At 51.7% G+C, this 19,500-nt stretch carries 19 protein-coding genes and 1 rRNA gene; all 20 read right to left on the reverse strand.

Going from position 1 to position 19,500, the window contains the following annotated elements:
• Positions 1-303, reverse strand: a 16S ribosomal RNA gene (locus tag E1757_RS31985); the annotation flags it as partial.
• Positions 304-868: 565 nt separating this feature from the next.
• On the reverse strand, positions 869-2,368 hold the full coding sequence (gene lysS / locus E1757_RS31990) for a lysine--tRNA ligase (protein WP_133235931.1): 1,500 nt from the start codon (positions 2,366-2,368) through the stop codon (positions 869-871).
• A gap of 120 nt (positions 2,369-2,488) precedes the next feature.
• Positions 2,489-2,965 (reverse strand): transcription elongation factor GreA, encoded by a 477-nt coding sequence (gene greA, locus E1757_RS31995; protein ID WP_133235933.1) that lies wholly within the window; start codon positions 2,963-2,965, stop codon positions 2,489-2,491.
• 192 nt (positions 2,966-3,157) lie between these two features.
• A complete protein-coding gene (gene dusB, locus E1757_RS32000; RefSeq protein WP_133235935.1) occupies positions 3,158-4,174 on the reverse strand; it encodes a tRNA dihydrouridine synthase DusB in 1,017 nt (338 codons plus the stop codon).
• A 21-nt stretch (positions 4,175-4,195) separates the two neighbouring features.
• Positions 4,196-4,405, reverse strand: coding sequence for a helix-turn-helix domain-containing protein (locus E1757_RS32005; RefSeq protein ID WP_133235937.1), 210 nt, complete (start codon positions 4,403-4,405; stop codon positions 4,196-4,198).
• On the reverse strand, positions 4,390-4,893 hold the full coding sequence (gene folK / locus E1757_RS32010; protein ID WP_133235939.1) for a 2-amino-4-hydroxy-6-hydroxymethyldihydropteridine diphosphokinase: 504 nt from the start codon (positions 4,891-4,893) through the stop codon (positions 4,390-4,392). The genes E1757_RS32005 and folK overlap by 16 nt, the downstream gene beginning before the upstream one ends.
• A gap of 5 nt (positions 4,894-4,898) precedes the next feature.
• Positions 4,899-5,261, reverse strand: coding sequence for a dihydroneopterin aldolase (gene folB, locus E1757_RS32015; RefSeq protein ID WP_133235941.1), 363 nt, complete (start codon positions 5,259-5,261; stop codon positions 4,899-4,901).
• Positions 5,262-5,285: 24 nt separating this feature from the next.
• Positions 5,286-6,131 carry a dihydropteroate synthase gene (gene folP, locus E1757_RS32020; RefSeq protein WP_133235943.1) on the reverse strand — a complete coding sequence of 282 codons (846 nt, stop codon included), beginning with the start codon at positions 6,129-6,131 and terminating at the stop codon, positions 5,286-5,288.
• 11 nt (positions 6,132-6,142) lie between these two features.
• On the reverse strand, positions 6,143-7,030 hold the full coding sequence (gene pabC / locus E1757_RS32025) for an aminodeoxychorismate lyase (protein WP_133235945.1): 888 nt from the start codon (positions 7,028-7,030) through the stop codon (positions 6,143-6,145).
• The gene (gene pabA / locus E1757_RS32030) at positions 7,027-7,608 is read right to left on the reverse strand and encodes an aminodeoxychorismate/anthranilate synthase component II (RefSeq protein WP_133235947.1); all 582 of its coding nucleotides are present in this window, start codon (positions 7,606-7,608) and stop codon (positions 7,027-7,029) included. The genes pabC and pabA overlap by 4 nt, the downstream gene beginning before the upstream one ends.
• A 45-nt stretch (positions 7,609-7,653) precedes the next feature.
• Positions 7,654-9,261, reverse strand: coding sequence for an anthranilate synthase component I family protein (locus E1757_RS32035; RefSeq protein ID WP_133235949.1), 1,608 nt, complete (start codon positions 9,259-9,261; stop codon positions 7,654-7,656).
• Between the two features lie 113 nt (positions 9,262-9,374).
• Positions 9,375-10,313 carry a cysteine synthase A gene (cysK, locus tag E1757_RS32040; protein ID WP_133235951.1) on the reverse strand — a complete coding sequence of 313 codons (939 nt, stop codon included), beginning with the start codon at positions 10,311-10,313 and terminating at the stop codon, positions 9,375-9,377.
• A 107-nt stretch (positions 10,314-10,420) separates the two neighbouring features.
• A complete protein-coding gene (locus E1757_RS32045; RefSeq protein ID WP_133235954.1) occupies positions 10,421-11,353 on the reverse strand; it encodes a peptidyl-prolyl cis-trans isomerase in 933 nt (310 codons plus the stop codon).
• 59 nt (positions 11,354-11,412) lie between these two features.
• A complete protein-coding gene (gene hslO, locus E1757_RS32050) occupies positions 11,413-12,282 on the reverse strand; it encodes an Hsp33 family molecular chaperone HslO (RefSeq protein WP_133235956.1) in 870 nt (289 codons plus the stop codon).
• Positions 12,283-12,330: 48 nt separating this feature from the next.
• Positions 12,331-13,095: a type III pantothenate kinase gene (locus E1757_RS32055; RefSeq protein WP_133235958.1), complete on the reverse strand. Its 765-nt coding sequence runs from the start codon at positions 13,093-13,095 to the stop codon at positions 12,331-12,333.
• Positions 13,092-13,961 (reverse strand): carboxylating nicotinate-nucleotide diphosphorylase, encoded by an 870-nt coding sequence (nadC, locus tag E1757_RS32060; RefSeq protein WP_133235960.1) that lies wholly within the window; start codon positions 13,959-13,961, stop codon positions 13,092-13,094. Before nadC ends, E1757_RS32055 begins: the two co-directional genes overlap by 4 nt.
• Positions 13,954-15,561 (reverse strand): L-aspartate oxidase, encoded by a 1,608-nt coding sequence (nadB, locus tag E1757_RS32065; RefSeq protein ID WP_133235962.1) that lies wholly within the window; start codon positions 15,559-15,561, stop codon positions 13,954-13,956. Before nadB ends, nadC begins: the two co-directional genes overlap by 8 nt.
• Before the next feature lie 36 nt (positions 15,562-15,597).
• Positions 15,598-16,536 carry a quinolinate synthase NadA gene (gene nadA, locus E1757_RS32070; RefSeq protein ID WP_133235964.1) on the reverse strand — a complete coding sequence of 313 codons (939 nt, stop codon included), beginning with the start codon at positions 16,534-16,536 and terminating at the stop codon, positions 15,598-15,600.
• A 393-nt stretch (positions 16,537-16,929) separates the two neighbouring features.
• A complete protein-coding gene (gene ftsH, locus E1757_RS32075; RefSeq protein ID WP_133235966.1) occupies positions 16,930-18,879 on the reverse strand; it encodes an ATP-dependent zinc metalloprotease FtsH in 1,950 nt (649 codons plus the stop codon).
• Positions 18,880-18,949: 70 nt separating this feature from the next.
• Positions 18,950-19,489 carry a hypoxanthine phosphoribosyltransferase gene (hpt, locus tag E1757_RS32080; protein WP_133235968.1) on the reverse strand — a complete coding sequence of 180 codons (540 nt, stop codon included), beginning with the start codon at positions 19,487-19,489 and terminating at the stop codon, positions 18,950-18,952.
• Positions 19,490-19,500: the final 11 nt, after the last annotated feature.

Here is a 19,500-nt window from a genome sequence, read left to right on the forward strand (position 1 = left end):
CCCTCTCAGGTCGGCTACGCATCGTCGCCTTGGTGAGCCGTTACCCCACCAACTAGCTAATGCGCCGCAGGCCCATCTGTAAGCCACAGATTGCTCCGTGTTTCATGAACGGAACATGCGTTCCATCCAGCTATCCGCTCTTAGCTATCGTTTCCGATAGTTATCCCGGTCTTACAGGCAGGTTGCCTACGTGTTACTCACCCGTCCGCCGCTAACTGTTCCCGAAGGAACAGTCCGCTCGACTTGCATGTATTAGGCACGCCGCCAGCGTTCGTCCTGAGCCAGGATCAAACTCTCCACGATACCCCAAAAAGTGAAGCGAACCTCCGTAGAGAATTCCGATTACTTTTCGGGGGCCCCACATTACTGAGGGGATGTAAAAAAGCTTGTCTTAAGCTCAAAAGTAATGCTAGCGAGAATTTGCATTCTCATTTTTAACACTCACTCGTTGTTCAGTTTTCAAAGGGCAATTATTGCGTCCAAGCCGCATTATTGCTGGTTTTTCACGCCATCTTAATCGCCTCACCTTGTTTAGCGGCGACTTTTATAATATACCACGTTTACCTATCGAATTGCAAGAAATATTTTTAGACGACTGCAATTCCGATGTACGGCCAAACCGGCCGTGCCGCAAAAGCGACAAAAAATAATATACCAAAACGGCACGCAAAAAGCAATAGAACGTTTTTCCTTTAACAATATTAAGCAATCGGTCAAAGGGTATTTCCGTCCCTCCGCAGGATAACCTGCTGCGCAATCCCTGTTGTCAAGGTTATCGTGGAAAGCAAAGCGCTTATACTTTCAACGATCAAAAAAGCGCATCCTTCAAAAGAAAGATACGCTTTATCATATCTACTATGTCTAAATTTTATTCGCCTTGGCGCTCCCGCATTAGCGGAAATAACAGTACATCGCGAATCGAAGGCGAATCGGTTAACAGCATTACCAGACGGTCTATCCCAATGCCCAGACCCCCGGTAGGCGGCATACCGTATTCCAATGCGCGAATGAAATCCTCATCCATTTCATGCGCTTCATCATTACCCTGCTCGCGCTCAACCAGCTGCGCTTCGAACCGCTCCCGCTGGTCGATCGGGTCGTTCAGCTCGGTGAAAGCATTCGCATGCTCGCGCGCAACGATAAACAGCTCGAACCGGTCCGTAAACCGGGGGTCCGACTCGTTCTTTTTGGCCAAAGGCGAAATAGCCACCGGGTGCCCAAATACAAATGTCGGCTGAATCAACGTTTCTTCAACGAAGGTTTCAAAGAACTGGTTGACGATATGGCCGAATGTCATCATAGGCTCTACCGGCACCTTATGCTCTTTCGCCAATTGATGCGCTTCTTCGTCGGTCATGTGCCGACTGAAATCAACGCCGGTCACTTCCTTGATCGCATCCACCATCGAGACGCGTCTCCATTGCGGCGACAAATCCACCTCATGTCCCTGGTAGTTTACCTTGGTCGTGCCCAGAACTTCCTGAGCGATGTGGGCGATCATTTCTTCGGTCAGCCTCATGATATCCTTATAATCGGCGTAAGCCTCATACAGCTCGATCATTGTAAACTCCGGATTGTGACGGGTCGAAACACCTTCATTCCGGTAGACGCGACCGATTTCATACACTTTTTCCATACCGCCTACAATAAGCCGCTTCAGATGAAGCTCAATTGCGATCCGCATGTATAACTGCATATCCAGTGCGTTATGATGCGTAATGAAAGGACGGGCCGTCGCTCCTCCCGCTATCGAATGCAAAGTAGGCGTTTCCACCTCCAAATAACCGCGGGCGTCGAGATAACGACGCATCGACTGAATAATTTTCGAGCGCTGAATAAAGGCAGCCTGTACTTCCTGATTCATGATCAGGTCGACGTACCGTTGGCGATAACGAAGCTCCACGTCTTTTAAGCCATGGTATTTTTCCGGCAGCGGCAAAAGCGATTTGGACAGCACCTCGACATTGTGAGCCTTTACCGAAAGCTCGCCTGTTTTGGTTTTGAACATAGTGCCTTGAATGCCGATAATATCGCCGATATCCAACAGGTCAAACGCTTGATATTTAGTCGAGCCTACCGCGTCTTCTCTCACATAAATTTGGATTTTTCCCGAAATGTCCTGAATATGAGCGAAGCCCGCCTTACCCATACCTCGCTTCTGCATAATGCGTCCGGCCACATTTACCTCGATGACGTTGGCATCCAGTTCTTCCTTGCTCAGCTGATCGTATGCTTGAAGAAGCTCGCCAGCATGATGGGTAAGTTCGAACTTATGCCCGAACGGATCGATCCCCAAATTGCGAAGCTCGTCCAGCTTGCTGCGCCGGATCCGCAGCAGTTCGTTTAGTTCCTGTTGTTCGACTGTCATGAATTCAACTCCTATTCAATGGCTCTCAGCTCCGCTGAAAACGTATGCTATCTATCATTATAAAAAAGCTTCCAGAGGAAGCTTTTGCCGGTCGTCTTTGGAAAATAAACGGATACCCCATTACTTCTTGATATCAATAATTTCGTACTGAATGACGCCCGCAGGTACGCTAACGTCCACAACAGCGCCCTTTACTTTGCCTAAAATCGCTTTACCTACAGGACTTTCGTTCGAAATTTTATTTTGAAATGGGTCCGATTCCGCGGTACCAACAATGTTATATTCAACGATTTCACCAAACTCAAGATCCTTCAAGGTTACGATTGAGCCTACGCTAACGGTATCTGTATTAACATCTTCATTATTAATGATCCGGGCGTTGCGCAGCAATTTCTCAAGCGTGATCACACGGCCTTCAATAAATGCCTGCTCGTTCTTCGCATCCTCATACTCGGAGTTCTCGCTAATATCGCCATAGCCGATCGCTACTTTAATTCTTTCCGCAACTTCACGGCGTTTAACACTTTTGAGATGTTCCAATTCTTCCTCAAGTTTTTTTAAACCTTCCTGAGTCAGGATGACTTCTTTTTCACTCATTACAACGATCTCCTGTCATGTGAAAGATTTTCATATTTCGAGCGGATTACATCGAGTATGAATTCACTAATAATTAATATATTAACGAACAAAAACCTGATGACTGATCCATCTTTGAAATGACTATTGACTGATTATATTGCAACCCTATACAAATGTCAATCTAAGCCAAATGCTTGCCCCGCCCAAATATCAATGGACCAGAGTCGTCTCTCCTGCCGCAGCGGCAGGCGCGTTCCCTTCCAGTGTGGAGGCGAAATCTTCAAGCACCTGCGCCATCGCGTCGCGTTTGGTCTGCTCCATAATGATATCCTTTACACGGGCCGAGCCGGTCAATCCTTTCAAATACCATGCGAGATGCTTCCGCATCTCCTTAACGGCGACGTGCTCGCCTTTCAACGAAACCAAGCGGTCCATATGCAGCAGAGCGATACGGATTTTCTCCTGCCCCGACGGTTCCGGCGGCAGCTCGCCCTTCGCCAAATATTGAACCGTACGGTACAGCATCCACGGGTTGCCCAACGCCGCGCGGCCGATCATGACGCCATCGACGCCCGTCTGATCGAGCATCCGCTTCGCATCCTCGGGTGTCAGAACATCGCCGTTGCCGATAACGGGAATGGAAACCGCTTCTTTAACCTCTTTAATAATATCCCAATTGGCATGGCCGGTATACATTTGGACACGCGTACGGCCGTGCACGGACACTGCGGACCCTCCGCCATTTTCAACGGCTTTTGCATTTTGCACGGCGTAAATATGGTCCTCGTCCCAGCCGATGCGCATTTTAACGGTAACGGGCTTACTTACCGACTTGACGACCGTCGTGATCATTTGTTCTATTTTCGAAGGGTCCAGCAGCCATCTTGCGCCCGCGTCGCATTTCGTAATTTTCGGCACCGGGCAGCCCATATTAATATCGATAATATCCGCATTCGTGTTCTGATCGACATATTTCGCAGCTTCCACAAGCGTCTCGGTATCGCCGCCAAAAATTTGCAGGCTTAACGGCTTCTCGCGGTCATCGACATACAGCATTTCCATCGTTCGGTGGTTGCCGTGCACAATCGCTTTATCGCTCACCATTTCAGCGCATACAAGCCCTGTGCCGAACTCTTTGGCAATTAGACGAAAGGCGGGGTTGCAGACGCCGGCCATTGGCGCGAGCACCACTTTGTTGGGCGCTTCAACATTACCGATTTTCAACATTGTCATCACTCCTTCCCATGACTATTTGGCAACAGGCAGCAATTCTTCAGGATCGATACCGAGCACTTCGGAAATTTTACGAATTATTTTCGTGTCCGGCTTGCGGGTTCCTCTTTCAATCGCGCCTAGTATCGCAATCGACACATCGAGCTGGTCGGCCAATTCGGTTTGGGTAAAGCCCTTTAATTTGCGGAAAGCGCGGATGCGCTGTGCAATTATATTTTTTTCCATGGTGTGACGCCTTCCTTTCCGTCAATGGTTTCCAGGTGTGCCGCCAATTCGGCAGCTTGCTGAAAGCGGCGTTTTTGCATAACTTCCACTAAAGGAACGAGCACGAACGCTCTTTCCATCATTCTCGGATGTGGCAGTATAAGCTGCGGGTCATCCTGCGCCACGTCGCCATACAGCAGCAAATCCAAGTCTATCGTTCTCGGTCCCCATCTAACTTCCCGGGTGCGGCCGAGGTTTTGTTCGATTTGCTGCATCACAGCCAGCAGCCCTTCAGCGCGAAGCGTTGTCTCCAGCTCCAGCGCCATATTCAGAAACGGTGCTTGATCGGTCAAACCGATCGGGTCGGTTTCGTAAATGGCTGAGCGACCCGAGATTCGGACATGCTCGTGACTCTCCAGCTGCCGGATGGCCTCGGCTAAATAACGCTCCCGGTCTCCTATATTGGAGCCCAGTCCTATATATGCATCAATTCGCGGCGACAAGCCCATGAAGTTTATGCCCGCTTTCTATGGATTTCAACCGTTACGCCATTAAAAACCATCGCCACGGGAGGGTGGGGCTTCAAGACGCGTACGGTAATTTCATTTATACTAGTATAAGTTTGCAGAAGCCGAGATGCAATATGTTCCGCCAAAGCTTCGATCAGTTTAAACACTTGCCCTTCCACGATCTGTTTAATAATCTCGTAAGCTTCGGCATAATTAATCGTATCGTCAATGCTGTCGCTTTGTCCGGGCTTGTCCAATGGCAAATGAAGCTCCACATCGACATGGTATCGCTGCCCCAGCTTGTTTTCCTCGGGGAATACCCCGTGATAGCCATAGAACTGCATGCCGCTCATCACAATTTTATCCATCCTGACAACCCCCTAATCAATTATTTATGAAGGAAAGCGCCGAGCCACAATGGCGTCGGTCATCGCCGCCGTTCGTTTGATAGCCGCCACATCGTGCACGCGCATAATCCGGCAGCCCTGCGTAATGCCCATCGTTACCGTTGCCGCCGTCCCTTCCAGCACGTCGCCGGGCGGGAGGTTCAACGTCTTCTGAATCATACTTTTCCGCGAGGTACCTAACAGCACCGGATAACCGATGTCAACGATTCGGTGCAATTCGTTCATGAGCTGTAAATTTTGCTCGTACGATTTGGCGAAGCCGATCCCCGGGTCCAGAATGATCTGCTCGTCCCGAATGCCCGCTTCGTGAGCGAGGCGGACGCTTTCCAGCAAGTCCTGGATGACGTCGTGGATGAAATGATCATATACGGCCTTTACCCGATTATGCATCAGTATAATCGGACAGCCGTACCTCGCAGCAGTCCGCGCCATGGCGTCGTCCTTCTTCAGTCCCCATATGTCATTCAAAATATGGGCCCCCGCTTCCAGCGCCTGCCGGGCTACCTCCGCTTTATAGGTATCGATGGACAGCGGCACCCGGATTCCCGCTTCGCGCAAAGCCCGAACGACGGGAATGACCCGCTCCAGTTCCCGCTCGAGCGTAACGGTCTCAGAGCCCGGCCGGGTCGATTCGCCTCCGATATCGATCATATCGGCCCCTTCCTCCACCATTCGTCTGGCCCGCTCTACGGCCGCAGGCAGCTCTTGATAACGGCCTCCATCCGAAAACGAATCGGGAGTCACATTCAAAATTCCCATGATTGCCGTTCGATTGCCCACATCCAACGAAAGCTCGCGGCATTGAATAATTCCATTCGATAGCTTGTTCATACGATCACCTTTCATTTACCGATTGAACCGGTGTTCTGCTCATATTGAAGCATCAGCGCGGCGGTCAGCGTTCCTGCACTGCCGCCGCCAACTCTCGTTTCCTGTCCGCTGGAGTCGAACAATGAGGTGACCGGAACGATTTCTTGAATCGAATTCGTCAGACATACTTCATCCGCATCGAGCAAATCATGCCAGGTGTACAAGCCCTCCGTGGGCCTCATGCCGGCCTGGTCGCCCAACTGCATCACGAAGGCGCGGGTAATACCCGGTAATATGCCCGTTTCCAGAGCAGGCGTATGCAGCCGCCCGTCTTTCATAAAAAACAGGCTGCTGACGATGCCCTCCGCCAAAAAGCCTCTCGCATCGACAAATAATCCTTCCGCCGCCGAGGCCGCTGCCCAGGCATATTGCTGCAGCTCGCGCTTGGCTAATAGGTTGTTCATATAATGAAGCGACTTCAGTCTCCCTTCGCCTTCCGGCGTATTCCGTGCGAGCCGAAGCAGCTGCAGCGGCTTCCCGTCCCGATACAGCTTGTCGCTGCGCGCAGGCAGCGGCTTGATGTACACAATGACGGAAGGCTCGGCATAAGCTCCGCCCGGCAAACCGAGCGCATCCGTGCCGGCCGTTACCGTGAATCGGATGTACGCGTCGTCCAGACCATTGACGCTCAGCAGCTCCGTCACGATCCGCTTCCAAGCTTCCGCCGACGGCTCGTAGGCTATACCGAGCTGCCTGCACCCGGACGCCAAACGGTCCATATGCGCTTCAAGCAAAAAGGGGATGCCGCCGTAGGTGCGAAATGTCTCGAACAGACCGATCCCATAAAGAAAACCGTGGTCGTATACGGAGACCACGGCCTTCTCTTCATTTATCACAGTGCCGTTCACATATATGTTCACGCCGGCTTCACAGCCGTTTCATTCAAGAAATTGCGCAAAATTTGCAATCCGTGGTCGGTAATGATCGATTCCGGATGAAATTGTACGCCTTCAATCGGATATTCCTTATGGCGAAGTCCCATAATTTCTCCCTCTGCCGTTTCCGCACTGATTTCCAGGCAATCCGGCAGCGTTTCGCGCTTGACGATCAAGGAGTGGTAACGTGTCGCGGTAAACGGCGATGGCAAGCCTTTGAACAGTGTCCGCCCGTCGTGAGCAATCGGCGATGTTTTTCCGTGCATCAGCCGTTCCGCCCGTACCACTTCGCCTCCGAACGCTTGTCCGATCGACTGGTGGCCGAGACATACGCCGAGTATCGGAATCTGCCCTTTGAACCGCTCAATCAGCGACAGGCTGATCCCCGCTTCGTTCGGAGTGCACGGCCCGGGGGAAATCAGAATATGATCGGGCTTTAATGCTTCAATTCCGTCCAAATCGATTTCATCGTTGCGGCGAACCTCCACCTGCTCGCCCAATTCACCCAAATATTGCACCAAATTATACGTAAACGAATCGTAGTTATCAATCACGAGAATCATGCGCAGTGGCCTCCCTTAAACTAATTTTTCCTCATGAATCTCATTTCAGGACTCGATCTTGCGAAATAACTCATGAAATTGCTCGCTATATTGAATTGCCTTCCACATTGCTTTCGCCTTGTTGATCGATTCGGTATATTCCTTCTCCGGAATGGAGTCGGTAACGATGCCCGCTCCCGCCTGGACATACCCTATACCATCCGCTACTAACAAGGTGCGGATAATAATATTAAATTCCATATTGCCATTATAGTCAATCCAGCCGATCGATCCGGTGTAAGGACCGCGCCTCACCGGCTCCAGCTCTTCAATAATTTCCATCGTACGGATTTTGGGAGCGCCGGTGATCGTCCCTCCTGGGAATGCCGCCGCGATAATATCGAACGCTTGTTTGCCGTTGGCCAGCAGGCCTTCGACCTGCGATACGATATGCATGACATGGGAGTAATACTCAATGACCATAAAGTCTTTAACCCGCACCGTCCCGTATGTCGACACCCGCCCCAAATCGTTGCGCTCCAGATCAAGGAGCATAATGTGCTCGGCGCGCTCTTTCTCGTGCTGGATCAGCTCCTCGGCGAGCCGACGGTCTTCCTCCGCGGTAGCTCCGCGGGGACGCGTGCCGGCAATCGGCCGCGCGCGGACGATGCCGTTCTCCAGCTGAACCAGCAGCTCCGGCGAACCGGAAACGAGCTGAAAATCGGCAAACCGGAGCATGCCCATATAAGGCGAAGGGTTGACAAGGCGGAGCCACTCGTAGATCGCGTCGGACGACTGCTGCAGCCGCTTATGCTGCCGAACCGACAAATTCACCTGAAAAACGTCACCGGCACCGATGTACGTTTGTATCCGTTTGACCGCTTCGATATACGCCTCTTTCGGAAAATCCGCCTGAATGCCTTCAATCGCATCAACGTCAACCTGCAGTAAATCCGCGGACGTACATTGGAGCATCCGTTCCCGGCGCTCGATCATAGGAGCCCTGGCGTTCACCTCCGCTATCCGGTCCCACTGCCGTTTCATCTGCTCCGCCGCAGCCTGAGCCCGCTTGTAGCGATGCTCCAGCTCCATTTCCAGCTCCAGCGGATCGCTCTGGTCACGCAGCTGTTCGCGCCCGCCGGCCGTACAGGCAACCGGCGTATGCACCGCGCAATAAAGCCGGCGCTCCTCGTGATCGATAACCCAGAGCTTGTCCAAGCGGACAAACGCATAATCGGGAACGGATACATCGTCCGCCGCCTTGTCGGGAAGCCGTTCGATCGTACGGACGACGTCGTAGCCCCAGAACCCGACGCAGCCGCCGACAAATTTGGGCAGCCCGTCCACGGTAGGAGCGCGATACGGCTCCATCCACTTCCGTACGAGCTCGAGCGGCGCCCCCTCCATTTCAACGGCATCATCAGGCCCGGCCGCCATGTCTCGAATGACAGCCCGCCGGCCTTTGCCGTGAATTTCCGACAACGGCTCCAAGCCAAGGAACGTATATTTGCCGCCTTTACCGCTTTCAAGCACAAAGGCGCCGGGAACAGCTTCCTTCCAGGCAAGCTCCCACGAAACGAGCCGGTCCGACTCCAACGGATACCACAGAACATAGGGAAGCATCGTATACTGCCGTGACCATTGCCGCCACTGCTCATAAGAAATTAAAGTCACTGCGCTGCCCCCTTCTTTTTCTGCGACGTTCACAATAAGTTTGGACTTAGTATACTTGAAAATGCCCATGAAAAAAAGCCCCTCCGCAATTTGAGGGGCCGGGATTGAGTGCATTAATCTTCGAATTGGTACAAAGGTGTGCTGAGATATCTTTCGCCGTTGCTTGGCACGATGGCAACTACCCGTTTGCCCGCTCCCAGCTCCTTGGCGACTTTCAATGCGGCAAAAATGGCAGCACCGGACGAAATACCTCCAAGAATCCCCTCTTCCTTCGCTACGCGGCGGGAAGTTTCGAACGCATCCTCGTTATCTACTTGAATCACCGCATCGTAAATATTCGTGTTCAAAATATCGGGAACGAAGCCTGCGCCGATACCTTGAATCTTATGAGGGCCCGGCTTGCCTCCGGACAACACAGGCGATGCGCTCGGTTCAACAGCATAAATCTTGATGTCAGGGAAGTTCTCCTTCAACACGCTGCCTGCTCCTGTAATCGTACCGCCAGTACCGATGCCGGAAATGAAAGCATCCAGCTTGCCGTCATGAGAGTTAATCGCTTCAACGATCTCCGGACCGGTTGTTTCACGGTGAATTTTAACGTTTGCCTGGTTTTTAAATTGCTGCGGAATAAAGTAAGAAGGATTCTCGGCCTGAATTTCCTCGGCGCGTTTAATGGCGCCCTTCATGCCTTCGGCTCCCGGCGTCAATACCAATTGCGCACCATAAGCGCGAAGCAGGTTGCGGCGCTCGATACTCATCGTTTCTGGCATAACCAGAATTGCCTTGTAGCCTTTTGCTGCAGCGACCAAAGCCAGACCGATACCGGTGTTGCCGCTGGTAGGTTCCAGAATAGTATCGCCCGGCTTGATTTTGCCCTCTTTTTCGGCTTCTTCAATCATGCTGATCGCGATGCGGTCCTTAACGCTTGCACCCGGATTTTGATACTCCAACTTGACATAGATTTCTGCACTGCCTTCCGGTACAACGCGATTCAACTTCACCAGGGGTGTACCGCCGATCAAATCGGTGACGCTTTGAACTAATTTGGCCATAATGAGTTCCTCCTAATCATGTTATCCATAATATCCGAGTAAGCTGCTGGGTTTTATATACTTATTATCTTATCAACCCCTATGGGGCTTGTCAATATGAATTTACCTTAATAAGTGATACGAACGTCCCATTTTTCACGGATTGCTTTAATAACTTCCTTTAAAGGCGGCGCTTCGCGCAAAGCCATTTCCTTACGGACCGCTTCTATGATCTGGTCCTTGGCGACCTGGGGATCTTCCTTACGGTCTTTAAGCCTAATCACATACAATTGGTTATTCAGCTCAATCGGCTTGCTGACCTCGCCGGGCTTCAGCTGTGAAGCGGCCTTCAGCAACGGCGCGGCAACGAACGGGTCGTCTTCGTCCACCCAACCCAGATCTCCCCCATTGTTGCGTGTCGTATCATCGAGCGAGCGTTCCTTGGCCACCTGCGCGAAATCGATGCCTTTCGCAAGATCGGCAGCGACTTTGTTCGCCTGTTCCTTGTTTCCGACGACGATCTGTTGAAGGCGAAGCTGCCGGGACGTCTTAAATTCCTCGGGATGCGACTTTATGTAGGCATCAACCTGCTCGTTGGAAATTGCGATATGTTGAATCGCCAGCTTTTCCAGCAGCAGCTTGTCGAATACATCTGCTCGTAAAGCGTCTTTCGTCAACCCAAGCTGATCTTTCATGGATTCATAAAACTGATCTTCACTATCGTAGCCCTGCTGCATACGTTTGAGTTCCTTTTGAACTTCGCCTTCATCCACATTGATGCCTAGTGCTTTTCCTTCCATTCGAATAACTTCATGATCCACCATTTGATTCAACAATTCCCGGCCATGCCTTTGCAGCAGCTGCTGCTCCAAATCCATGCTGGTTATAGTTTTCTCTCCGATTGTTGCGACAATACGTGCTGATTGACTCTGGTTCGTTTGGCCCGGCTTCATGTCGATATTGGGTTCGGTAAAGGTATCGGCAAACAATACGAAGGAAAGGATGATAACAGCAAACAGCAAAACCGCATTGACTCCCCACAATACTTTAACGTTTCGCATTCCTGATCCCCTCGTATGGTCACTCTCGCGCTTCCCATATTGATTTCCTAATATCCGGATTACAATTGCTGCAATATAGCAGTCAGATCCTCTTTATCGAACAGGAACGTTTCATTGCAAAAATGGCACACCACTTCCGCCTTCCCGTCTTCTTCCATCAGTTGCTCGATTTCCACGCGTCCCAGAGAGATTAGCGTCTGTTCCACCCGCTCCCTGGAGCATTTGCACTTGAATACCACATCCGACTCTCCCAGTACCTGGACGTCAGGCACCAACCTATGTAAAATAGTTTCCAGCTCAAGCCCTTGCTCCAGCATCGCTGTAATCGGCCCGACCCGCGACAGCTGAAGCTCGATTAACGAAATTTCATCGTCCGTTAGGCCAGGCAGCAGCTGGATAATAAAGCCTCCCGCTGCCGTTACGGAATAATCGACACCGACCAGCACGCCCAAGGCAACGGCGGAAGGAGTTTGCTCGGATTTGGCAAAATAATACGTAAAATCTTCGGCCAACTCACCGGAAATAATCGGAATGCTGCCGCGGTACGGCTCCTTTAGCCCCAAATCCTTAATAATATTCAAAAAGCCTTCCGTACCGACGGCGCCCGCGACATCCAGTTTGCCTGCCTCGTTCAACGGCAAATCGACCTGCGGGTTGTCGACATATCCCCGCACCTCTCCGCTGGCGTTGGCATCTACGACGATCTGGCCGATCGGACCGCCTCCCTTTACAAGGAGTGTAAGCTTTTCTTCTCCCTTCAGCATGGCGCCCATCATTAGGCCTGCCGCAACGGTTCTCCCCAGCGCGGCGGTCGCTGTAGGCGTCGTTCCATGACGCCTGCTGAGTTCATCCACAATACCGGTAGCCCGGACGGCAAAAGCTCTTACCTTGCCTTCCATGGCGGTCGCTCTAATTAAATAATCACGCATCGGTGTACCCTTTCATCTTCAGCTGTTATTGGACAAGTCGTGCCCGCCCTATTGATTTCGTTCGTAAATGATTTGCAGCCCTTGCAAGGTCAGCAGTTGGTTCACACATTGAATCGTCCGCGATTCGTTCGCGATCAGCTCCGCCAAACCGCCGGTCGCAACGACCTTCGGCTTAACGCCGAACTCATCGCAGATACGGTTGACAATGCCGTCCACCTGTCCCGCATAGCCGTAAATTATCCCCGCTTGCATGGAGGATACGGGATTGCGGCCGATCACGCTTTTCGGCTTCGTCAGCTCGATGCGCGGCAGCTTGGCCGCACGCTGATATAACGCCTCTGTAGATATGGCGATGCCGGGAGCAATCGCCCCTCCGAGATATTGTCCCGCTTCATCTATGTAGTCAAAGGTAGTTGCCGTGCCGAAATCGACAATAATGCAAGGCGAACCGTACTGCTCGATAGCCGCCACGGCATTGACGATCCTGTCCGCACCGACTTCGCGCGGGTTCTCATACCGGATGTTCAAGCCCGTTTTCATCCCTGGACCTACGACCAAAGGCGCCTTCTTCAAATATTTTAAACATAATTGCTCCAATACAAACATTAAAGGAGGCACTACCGAGGAAATAATGACGCCTTCGACCTGATCCATCGACAGGCCGGCATGCCGAAACAAGTTGTAAATGGTCATCCCGTATTCATCGGCCGTAGCCGAGCGATTCGTGCTTAACCGCCAATGATGCAGCAGCTGCTTGTCGTTGTAGATGCCTAATACGATATTGGTATTGCCCACATCTACGACTAGAATCACGGCTGTCCCCCCTTTTGTTCGTTCAGATCGAGACTGATATCAAGTGCCTGAACGGAATAGGTAAGCCGGCCGACGGAAATGACATCGACGCCGGTTTGCGCGATTTCATGTATCGTCTCCAAAGTAACGGAGCCGGACGCTTCTACCACAATATGCGGCGCTTGCGATTTCATGCGCTCGACCGCCTCGCGCATCTGCGCAGGCGTCATATTGTCCAGCATGATGATATCGGGCTGTGCCGACAGCGCCAACTCCAGCTGCTCCATCGTTTCGACTTCGACCTCGATCTTCATTGAATGCGGTATTTGCGCGCGCGCCGCCTGAATCGCCTGCACAATGCCGCCCGAGCCCTTGATATGGTTGTCCTTGATCATGACGGCGTCATACAGGCCGAACCTGTGATTATGCCCGCCTCCGACGCGGACCGCGTACTTCTCCAGCAGCCGGTGTCCCGGCGTCGTTTTGCGCGTATCGACCAGACGGACCGGCAGGCCTTGCAGCGCATCGACGTACTGCCTGGTCCGGGTGGCGATTCCGGACATCCGCTGCATCAGATTCAAGGCCAGCCGCTCCCCGAGCAGAATGCTGCGCGTGCCGCCCGACACCTCCGCAAGGATTGTACCCTTGCTGACTGCCTGTCCTTCCCGCACCTTGGCGACAAATTTCAGCTGCGGATCGACTAGCGCGAAAACCGCCTCGGCGATAGAAATACCCGCGATGATTCCTTGATCCTTCACATGAATAATTCCGACGGAGCGGTTATCCTTCGGAATAGTCGTCATGGTCGTGATATCCCCCATGCCGATATCTTCCTCCAGCCACGTTCGAAGGCTCTTATTTACTATATCCATCTGCAGCTCATACATCAAAATGTCCCTCCGTAATGCCCAGCTCCCGGCTGAAAACGGTATGTTTCTTCCATATATCGCGGCTTTCCGGGAAGTCCTCCCGATAGTGTCCCCCGCGGCTTTCTTCCCTAATCAACGCGGCCTGTGTCGTCAGCAGCGCGCAGGTGAGCAGGTTCGCAAACTCGTAATCCTCCCGCTTCGTCAATGACGCTTCGAAGATCGGCAGCTGCCGGCTCAGCTCGTCATAGCCTTTCTGCAAGCCTTTCGCCGTGCGTTTCAGTCCGACGTAGCGCAGCATTATTTTTTGCAGCTTCAGCTTCTTCTCGACAATCGGCTGCCTGGCAGGCTCGGTTTTATGCCGGTGCTCCACTTTAAAATGAAGCCGCTCCATCGGCGGCAGCTGTTGAATGCGCTCGATGATGCGTCGGCCGAATACGATCGCCTCCGACAAGGAATTGCTGGCCAGACGGTTCGCCCCATGCACGCCTGTCGACGATACTTCCCCGCACGCAAACAACCGGCGTACTTCCGTCTCCCCGTACAGATCCGTCTTCACCCCGCCCATCATGTAATGGGCGGCAGGGGCGACCGGAATCCAGTCGGAGGACAGGTCGAGCCCGTAGCTCAAACAAAATTCATAGATCGTAGGAAACCGGTGCTTCACCGTTTCTTCCGATTCATGCGTAAAGTCAAGATAGACGAACGTAGACTTCGTCTGCTCCATTTCGTCGACGATCGCCCGGGCCACAATATCGCGCGGCGCCAGCTCGAGCTGATGGTGATACCTCTCCATGAACCGCTCGCCCTTGATATTGCGCAAAATCGCGCCTTCCCCGCGCACCGCCTCGGATACAAGAAATCGCGGCGCACCCGGATAACATAGCGCGGTCGGATGGAATTGGACGAATTCCACGTCCTGAATCAGGGCGCCCGCCCGGTAAGCGATCGCAATGCCGTCCGCTGTCGCGATGTCCGGATTTGTCGTGTAGCGGTACAACTGGCCTGCGCCGCCCGTGCACAATATGGTGGCGTTTGCTTTCACAATCACCTTCTGCCCGTCCGGCTTTTGGATTAGCGCACCCGCGCATTCCCCGTCCTCCGTAATCAGATCAATAACAAAATGATCATCCCAAACTTCAATGTTCGGGTTTTGCTTCGTTTTCTCCGACAAAGCCCGAACAATCTCCGCTCCGGTCGCATCCCCATGCGCATGCAAAATTCGCCGCTGGCTGTGAGCCCCTTCCTTGGTCAATGCAAATACGCCGTTCTCCAAATCGAATTGGGTTCCCATCCGGATCAAATCGTTGACGCCGGCCGGACCTTCGTGCACCAATACGTCGACGGCCGCCGGCAGACATAATCCCGCTCCGGCTATAAGCGTATCCTGCCGATGGTAATCGGGCGAGTCCTCGTCCGAAATGACCGCGGCAATGCCGCCTTGGGCGTACCGGGTGTTGCTGTCCAGCAGCGACTTCTTCGTCACCATCAGCACTTTATACTGCTCGCTGGCTTTTAATGCCGTAAAAAGACCGGCGATTCCAGCGCCGATCACCATAACCTCCGTATGTACCTGCGGTAATTCATTAAGATCAACATCAACTAAATAACGCGGAATCACGGCTATTCACCTCCTCTTACAAGAGAGTAGCGCATGCTACTTCACTTGTAGCATGCGCTCCAGGGATGCTCTGGCTTGATCAGCAACTTGCTGCGGCACATAGATTTGCGGCTGCATCGTTTCGAGACAACGTACAACCTTTTTCAAGTTGTTGACTTTCATATTCGGGCAAACCAAATATTTAGTTGCGAAATGGAACGTTTTATCCGGACTGTCCATCCGCAGCTGGAATCCGGTTCCGTCCTCCGTACCCACGATAAACTCCTGATGTTCGGATTCTTTGCAATATTTGATAATCGCCGTCGTGCTGCCTACGAAATCGCCAAGCTTGACGACTTCGGGACGGCATTCCGGATGGACGACGAATTGAGCGTTTGGATACTGGGCTTTCATCTCTTCAACATCTTTGACGGTCAGCATGTCGTGAGTGTTGCAGTAGCCTTCCCAAATAATCACTTTTTTGTCCGTGAATTTGGATACGTAATCGCCGAGGTTTTTATCCGGCACCCAAATGATTTCATCGGAATCGACCGATTCGATGACTTTAATCGCGTTGGCGGACGTACAGCAAATATCCGTCTCCGATTTCACATCGGCCGATGTATTAATATAAGCAACCACCTTCGCATTCGGATGCTGTTTTTTTAAAGCGCGCAGCCCTTCCACATTTACCATGTCGGCCATCGGACAGCCGGCGCGTTCGTCCGGTATGAGCACCGTCTTGTTCGGAGCCAAAATTTTAGCGCTTTCACCCATAAAATGCACGCCGCAAAACACGATTACGTCCGCATCGGTGGATGCCGCTTTTTGCGCCAACAAAAAGGAATCGCCGCGAAAATCAGCAACCTCCTGTATTTCGTCACGCTGGTAATAATGAGCAAGAATAATGGCATTGCGTTCTTTCTTCAATTGAGCGATTCGTTCCTTCAGCTCGCGCTTCTGTTCCTCTTTGCGCTCTAAGGCTAAAGCTTCCATCCCCACACCGTCCTTTCGTCCTGTACCCCTTTATAGTTCGTGAAAATGTTCACATAATGTTTAAAGATTTACACCTAATTTACACAACATCGGAGGTGGTGTCAATGCTTAAATACCTACAAATTAGCCGAAAAATGCTTTGCCTGCGCCTTCTGAATCGTCGTACTTCCTGCTCCATTCCGGTTTCTTCTAATATCGCTTGTTAACCGAATCTTTACATTACTCGAGCGTCTCTCCATGATCCGATGAATCACATCTGCCGCGCAACATTTTTTAATCAGACAGTGAAGCAGCTTCTCCCAAGCTTATTCCGATTGCTTTAGGGAGGGCTTCCGCTGAAAACTAATAAACCGGAGGGCTCTAGGCGCCTCCGGCTCTGTTATAACAATTGAATTAAGATTCTTTCTTCTCGTCGTCGCTGGCATCGATCGGCTTGACGAAATCGAGCTTGTTGGTTTCCGCTGTCGCTTGCTGGCCCTGGATGTTCACTTTCACATCCTTGCTGCTGTCATCATCCAGCTTGCCGGTCTCGATCAGCTGCTTGATTTGGTCTTTCTCCAACGTCTCTTTTACAATCAGCGTTTCGGCAATGAGGCGAACCTCATCCGCATATTTCTCCAACGTTTCCGTCGCTTTCGCATAACAGGAACGGATGATGGTTTGCATTTCCTGGTCGATTTCATACGCAATCGCATCGCTATAGTTCTGCTCATGCCCCAAATCGCGGCCAAGGAATACTTGGCCCTGCACATTACCGAACTGCATCGGCCCGAGCTTGTCGCTCATTCCGTATTCCATAATCATCTTACGGACGATGCCCGTCGCACGCTGGAAGTCGCTGTAAGCGCCCGTCCCAACCTCGCCGATGAACATTTCCTCGGACACACGGCCCGCAAGCAGACCGGTTACCTTATCCAGCAGCTCGGTCTTGGTGTTCATCATCCGGTCTTCGCCTTCTTTCGGCAGCATCATCACATAACCGCCGGCGCGTCCTCTCGGAATAATCGTCACCTTATGCACCATTTCGGCATTCGGAACATAATAGCCGACAATCGTATGCCCCGCCTCATGGAAAGCGACCATCCGCTTCTCGCGATCGCTGATCACCCGGCTCTTCTTCTGCGTACCCACAATGACACGGTCAAACGCTTCGTCCAACTCTTCCATCGAAATATCTTTACGGTTGCGTCTCGCGGCAATGAGCGCCGCCTCGTTCAACAGGTTTTCCAGATCGGCGCCGGTAAAGCCTGTTGTATAACGTGCCAATGCTTCCAGCTTCACGTCTTTATTAAGCGGCTTGTTGCGGGAATGCACCTTCAATACCGCTTCGCGGCCTTTCACATCCGGACGGTCGACCGTAATTTGCCGGTCGAAACGGCCTGGACGCAATAAGGCAGGGTCCAAAATATCCGGACGGTTCGTCGCGGCTACGATGATGATCCCTTCGTTGGCACCAAAACCGTCCATCTCCACGAGAAGCTGGTTCAGCGTCTGCTCACGCTCGTCATGGCCGCCGCCCAAGCCGGCGCCGCGCTGACGTCCTACGGCGTCAATCTCGTCTATAAAGATGATACATGGCGCATTTTTCTTCGCATTCTCAAACAAGTCGCGCACACGGGATGCACCGACACCGACGAACATTTCCACGAAGTCGGAACCGCTTATGCTGAAGAACGGTACTCCCGCTTCTCCGGCGACCGCACGGGCAAGCAATGTTTTACCGGTTCCCGGAGGCCCGTTCAAAAGCACCCCTTTAGGGATTCTCGCGCCTACGGCGGCAAACTTCCGAGGATCCTTCAAAAACTCGACGACTTCAACAAGCTCCTGCTTCTCTTCATCGGCCCCCGCCACATCTTCAAAGGTTACGCGCTTCTTCTCTTCATTATACAATCTCGCGCGGCTCTTGCCGAAATTCATTACTTTTCCGCCGCCACCCTGCGCCTGATTTAACAGGAAGAAGAACAGGATGAAAATAATAACAAACGGAATAATGGAGGTAAGGAAGCTGATCCAGACATTATCCCCTTCCATCTTTTCAACGGTAAAGGTCGGAACTTCGCCTTTTTCGATCAATTGGATAGTTTCTTGGTCGAACGGCGCGCGGGTCTCAAAATTTTTCTTGTCCGGCGTCGGCGGATTTTTGTATTTACCGCGAACCAAGTATGTATATCCGTCAAACTTCACATTGACCGATTCCACATTTTTTTCTATTAAGGCCTGTCGGAGCTTATCGTAGGTAATCGCGTCTTTCTGATCATTTTGCGTGCTGATAAAGTGAACGATACCGACAGTGACCAAAAAAATAAGCAAATAAAATCCTGTATTGCGAATAATTCGATTCATCCCCTACCTCCTCTCAAAAACGGCAACTTTGTATATTGTACCACAGCACGTCTTGGCATCACAAGAAATGCTAATGGGAGTACACATCTGGTTTTAAAATGCCCACATACGGCAAATTCCGGTACTTTTCTCCGTAATCCAAACCGTAGCCGACGACGAATGCATCCGGGATGACGAACCCTTTATAGTCTGCATCCAAATCGACACTTCTACGCGCGGGTTTATCAAATAATGCGGCAACGGTAATGGACAGCGCGTTCCGCCGTTCCAAAACATCGATTAAATAGCTCAATGTAAGTCCGCTGTCGATAATATCTTCAACAATTAGAACATGCCGGCCTTCCACGGATACATCCAAATCCTTAATAATTTTTACGACGCCTGACGATTTGGTCGACTGCCCGTAGCTCGAAACCGCCATAAAATCAATTTCCAGAGGTACAGTAATTTGTTTAACCAAATCCGCCATAAAAATAAACGCTCCCTTCAGCACACAAATAACCAACGGGTTGCGTCCTTCGAAATCCTGGCTTAGTAGCTGGCCCATCTCCTTTACTTTGTCCTGAATATCTTGCTCGCTGTAAAGTATTTCTTGAATGTCGTTTTGCAAGAGAGAACCTC

It is taken from the genome of Paenibacillus piri (assembly GCF_004354045.1).
Taxonomy (GTDB): domain Bacteria; phylum Bacillota; class Bacilli; order Paenibacillales; family NBRC-103111; genus Paenibacillus_S; species Paenibacillus_S piri.

Bases quoted from the DNA above. Each gene is read 5' to 3' on its own strand.
- E1757_RS32045 (WP_133235954.1), bottom strand. From the start codon at position 11,353: ATGCGAAACGTTAAAGTATTGTGGGGAGTCAATGCGGTTTTGCTGTTT.
- cysK (WP_133235951.1), bottom strand. From the start codon at position 10,313: ATGGCCAAATTAGTTCAAAGCGTCACCGATTTGATCGGCGGTACACCC.
- greA (WP_133235933.1), bottom strand. From the start codon at position 2,965: ATGAGTGAAAAAGAAGTCATCCTGACTCAGGAAGGTTTAAAAAAACTT.
- folB (WP_133235941.1), bottom strand. From the start codon at position 5,261: ATGGATAAAATTGTGATGAGCGGCATGCAGTTCTATGGCTATCACGGG.
- nadA (WP_133235964.1), bottom strand. From the start codon at position 16,536: ATGGAAGCTTTAGCCTTAGAGCGCAAAGAGGAACAGAAGCGCGAGCTG.
- lysS (WP_133235931.1), bottom strand. From the start codon at position 2,368: ATGACAGTCGAACAACAGGAACTAAACGAACTGCTGCGGATCCGGCGC.
- nadC (WP_133235960.1), bottom strand. From the start codon at position 13,961: ATGTATGAGCTGCAGATGGATATAGTAAATAAGAGCCTTCGAACGTGG.
- hslO (WP_133235956.1), bottom strand. From the start codon at position 12,282: ATGCGTGATTATTTAATTAGAGCGACCGCCATGGAAGGCAAGGTAAGA.
- folK (WP_133235939.1), bottom strand. From the start codon at position 4,893: ATGGGCTTGTCGCCGCGAATTGATGCATATATAGGACTGGGCTCCAAT.
- ftsH (WP_133235966.1), bottom strand. From the start codon at position 18,879: ATGAATCGAATTATTCGCAATACAGGATTTTATTTGCTTATTTTTTTG.
- E1757_RS32005 (WP_133235937.1), bottom strand. From the start codon at position 4,405: ATGGAAAAAAATATAATTGCACAGCGCATCCGCGCTTTCCGCAAATTA.
- dusB (WP_133235935.1), bottom strand. From the start codon at position 4,174: ATGTTGAAAATCGGTAATGTTGAAGCGCCCAACAAAGTGGTGCTCGCG.
- folP (WP_133235943.1), bottom strand. From the start codon at position 6,131: ATGAACAAGCTATCGAATGGAATTATTCAATGCCGCGAGCTTTCGTTG.
- pabA (WP_133235947.1), bottom strand. From the start codon at position 7,608: ATGATTCTCGTGATTGATAACTACGATTCGTTTACGTATAATTTGGTG.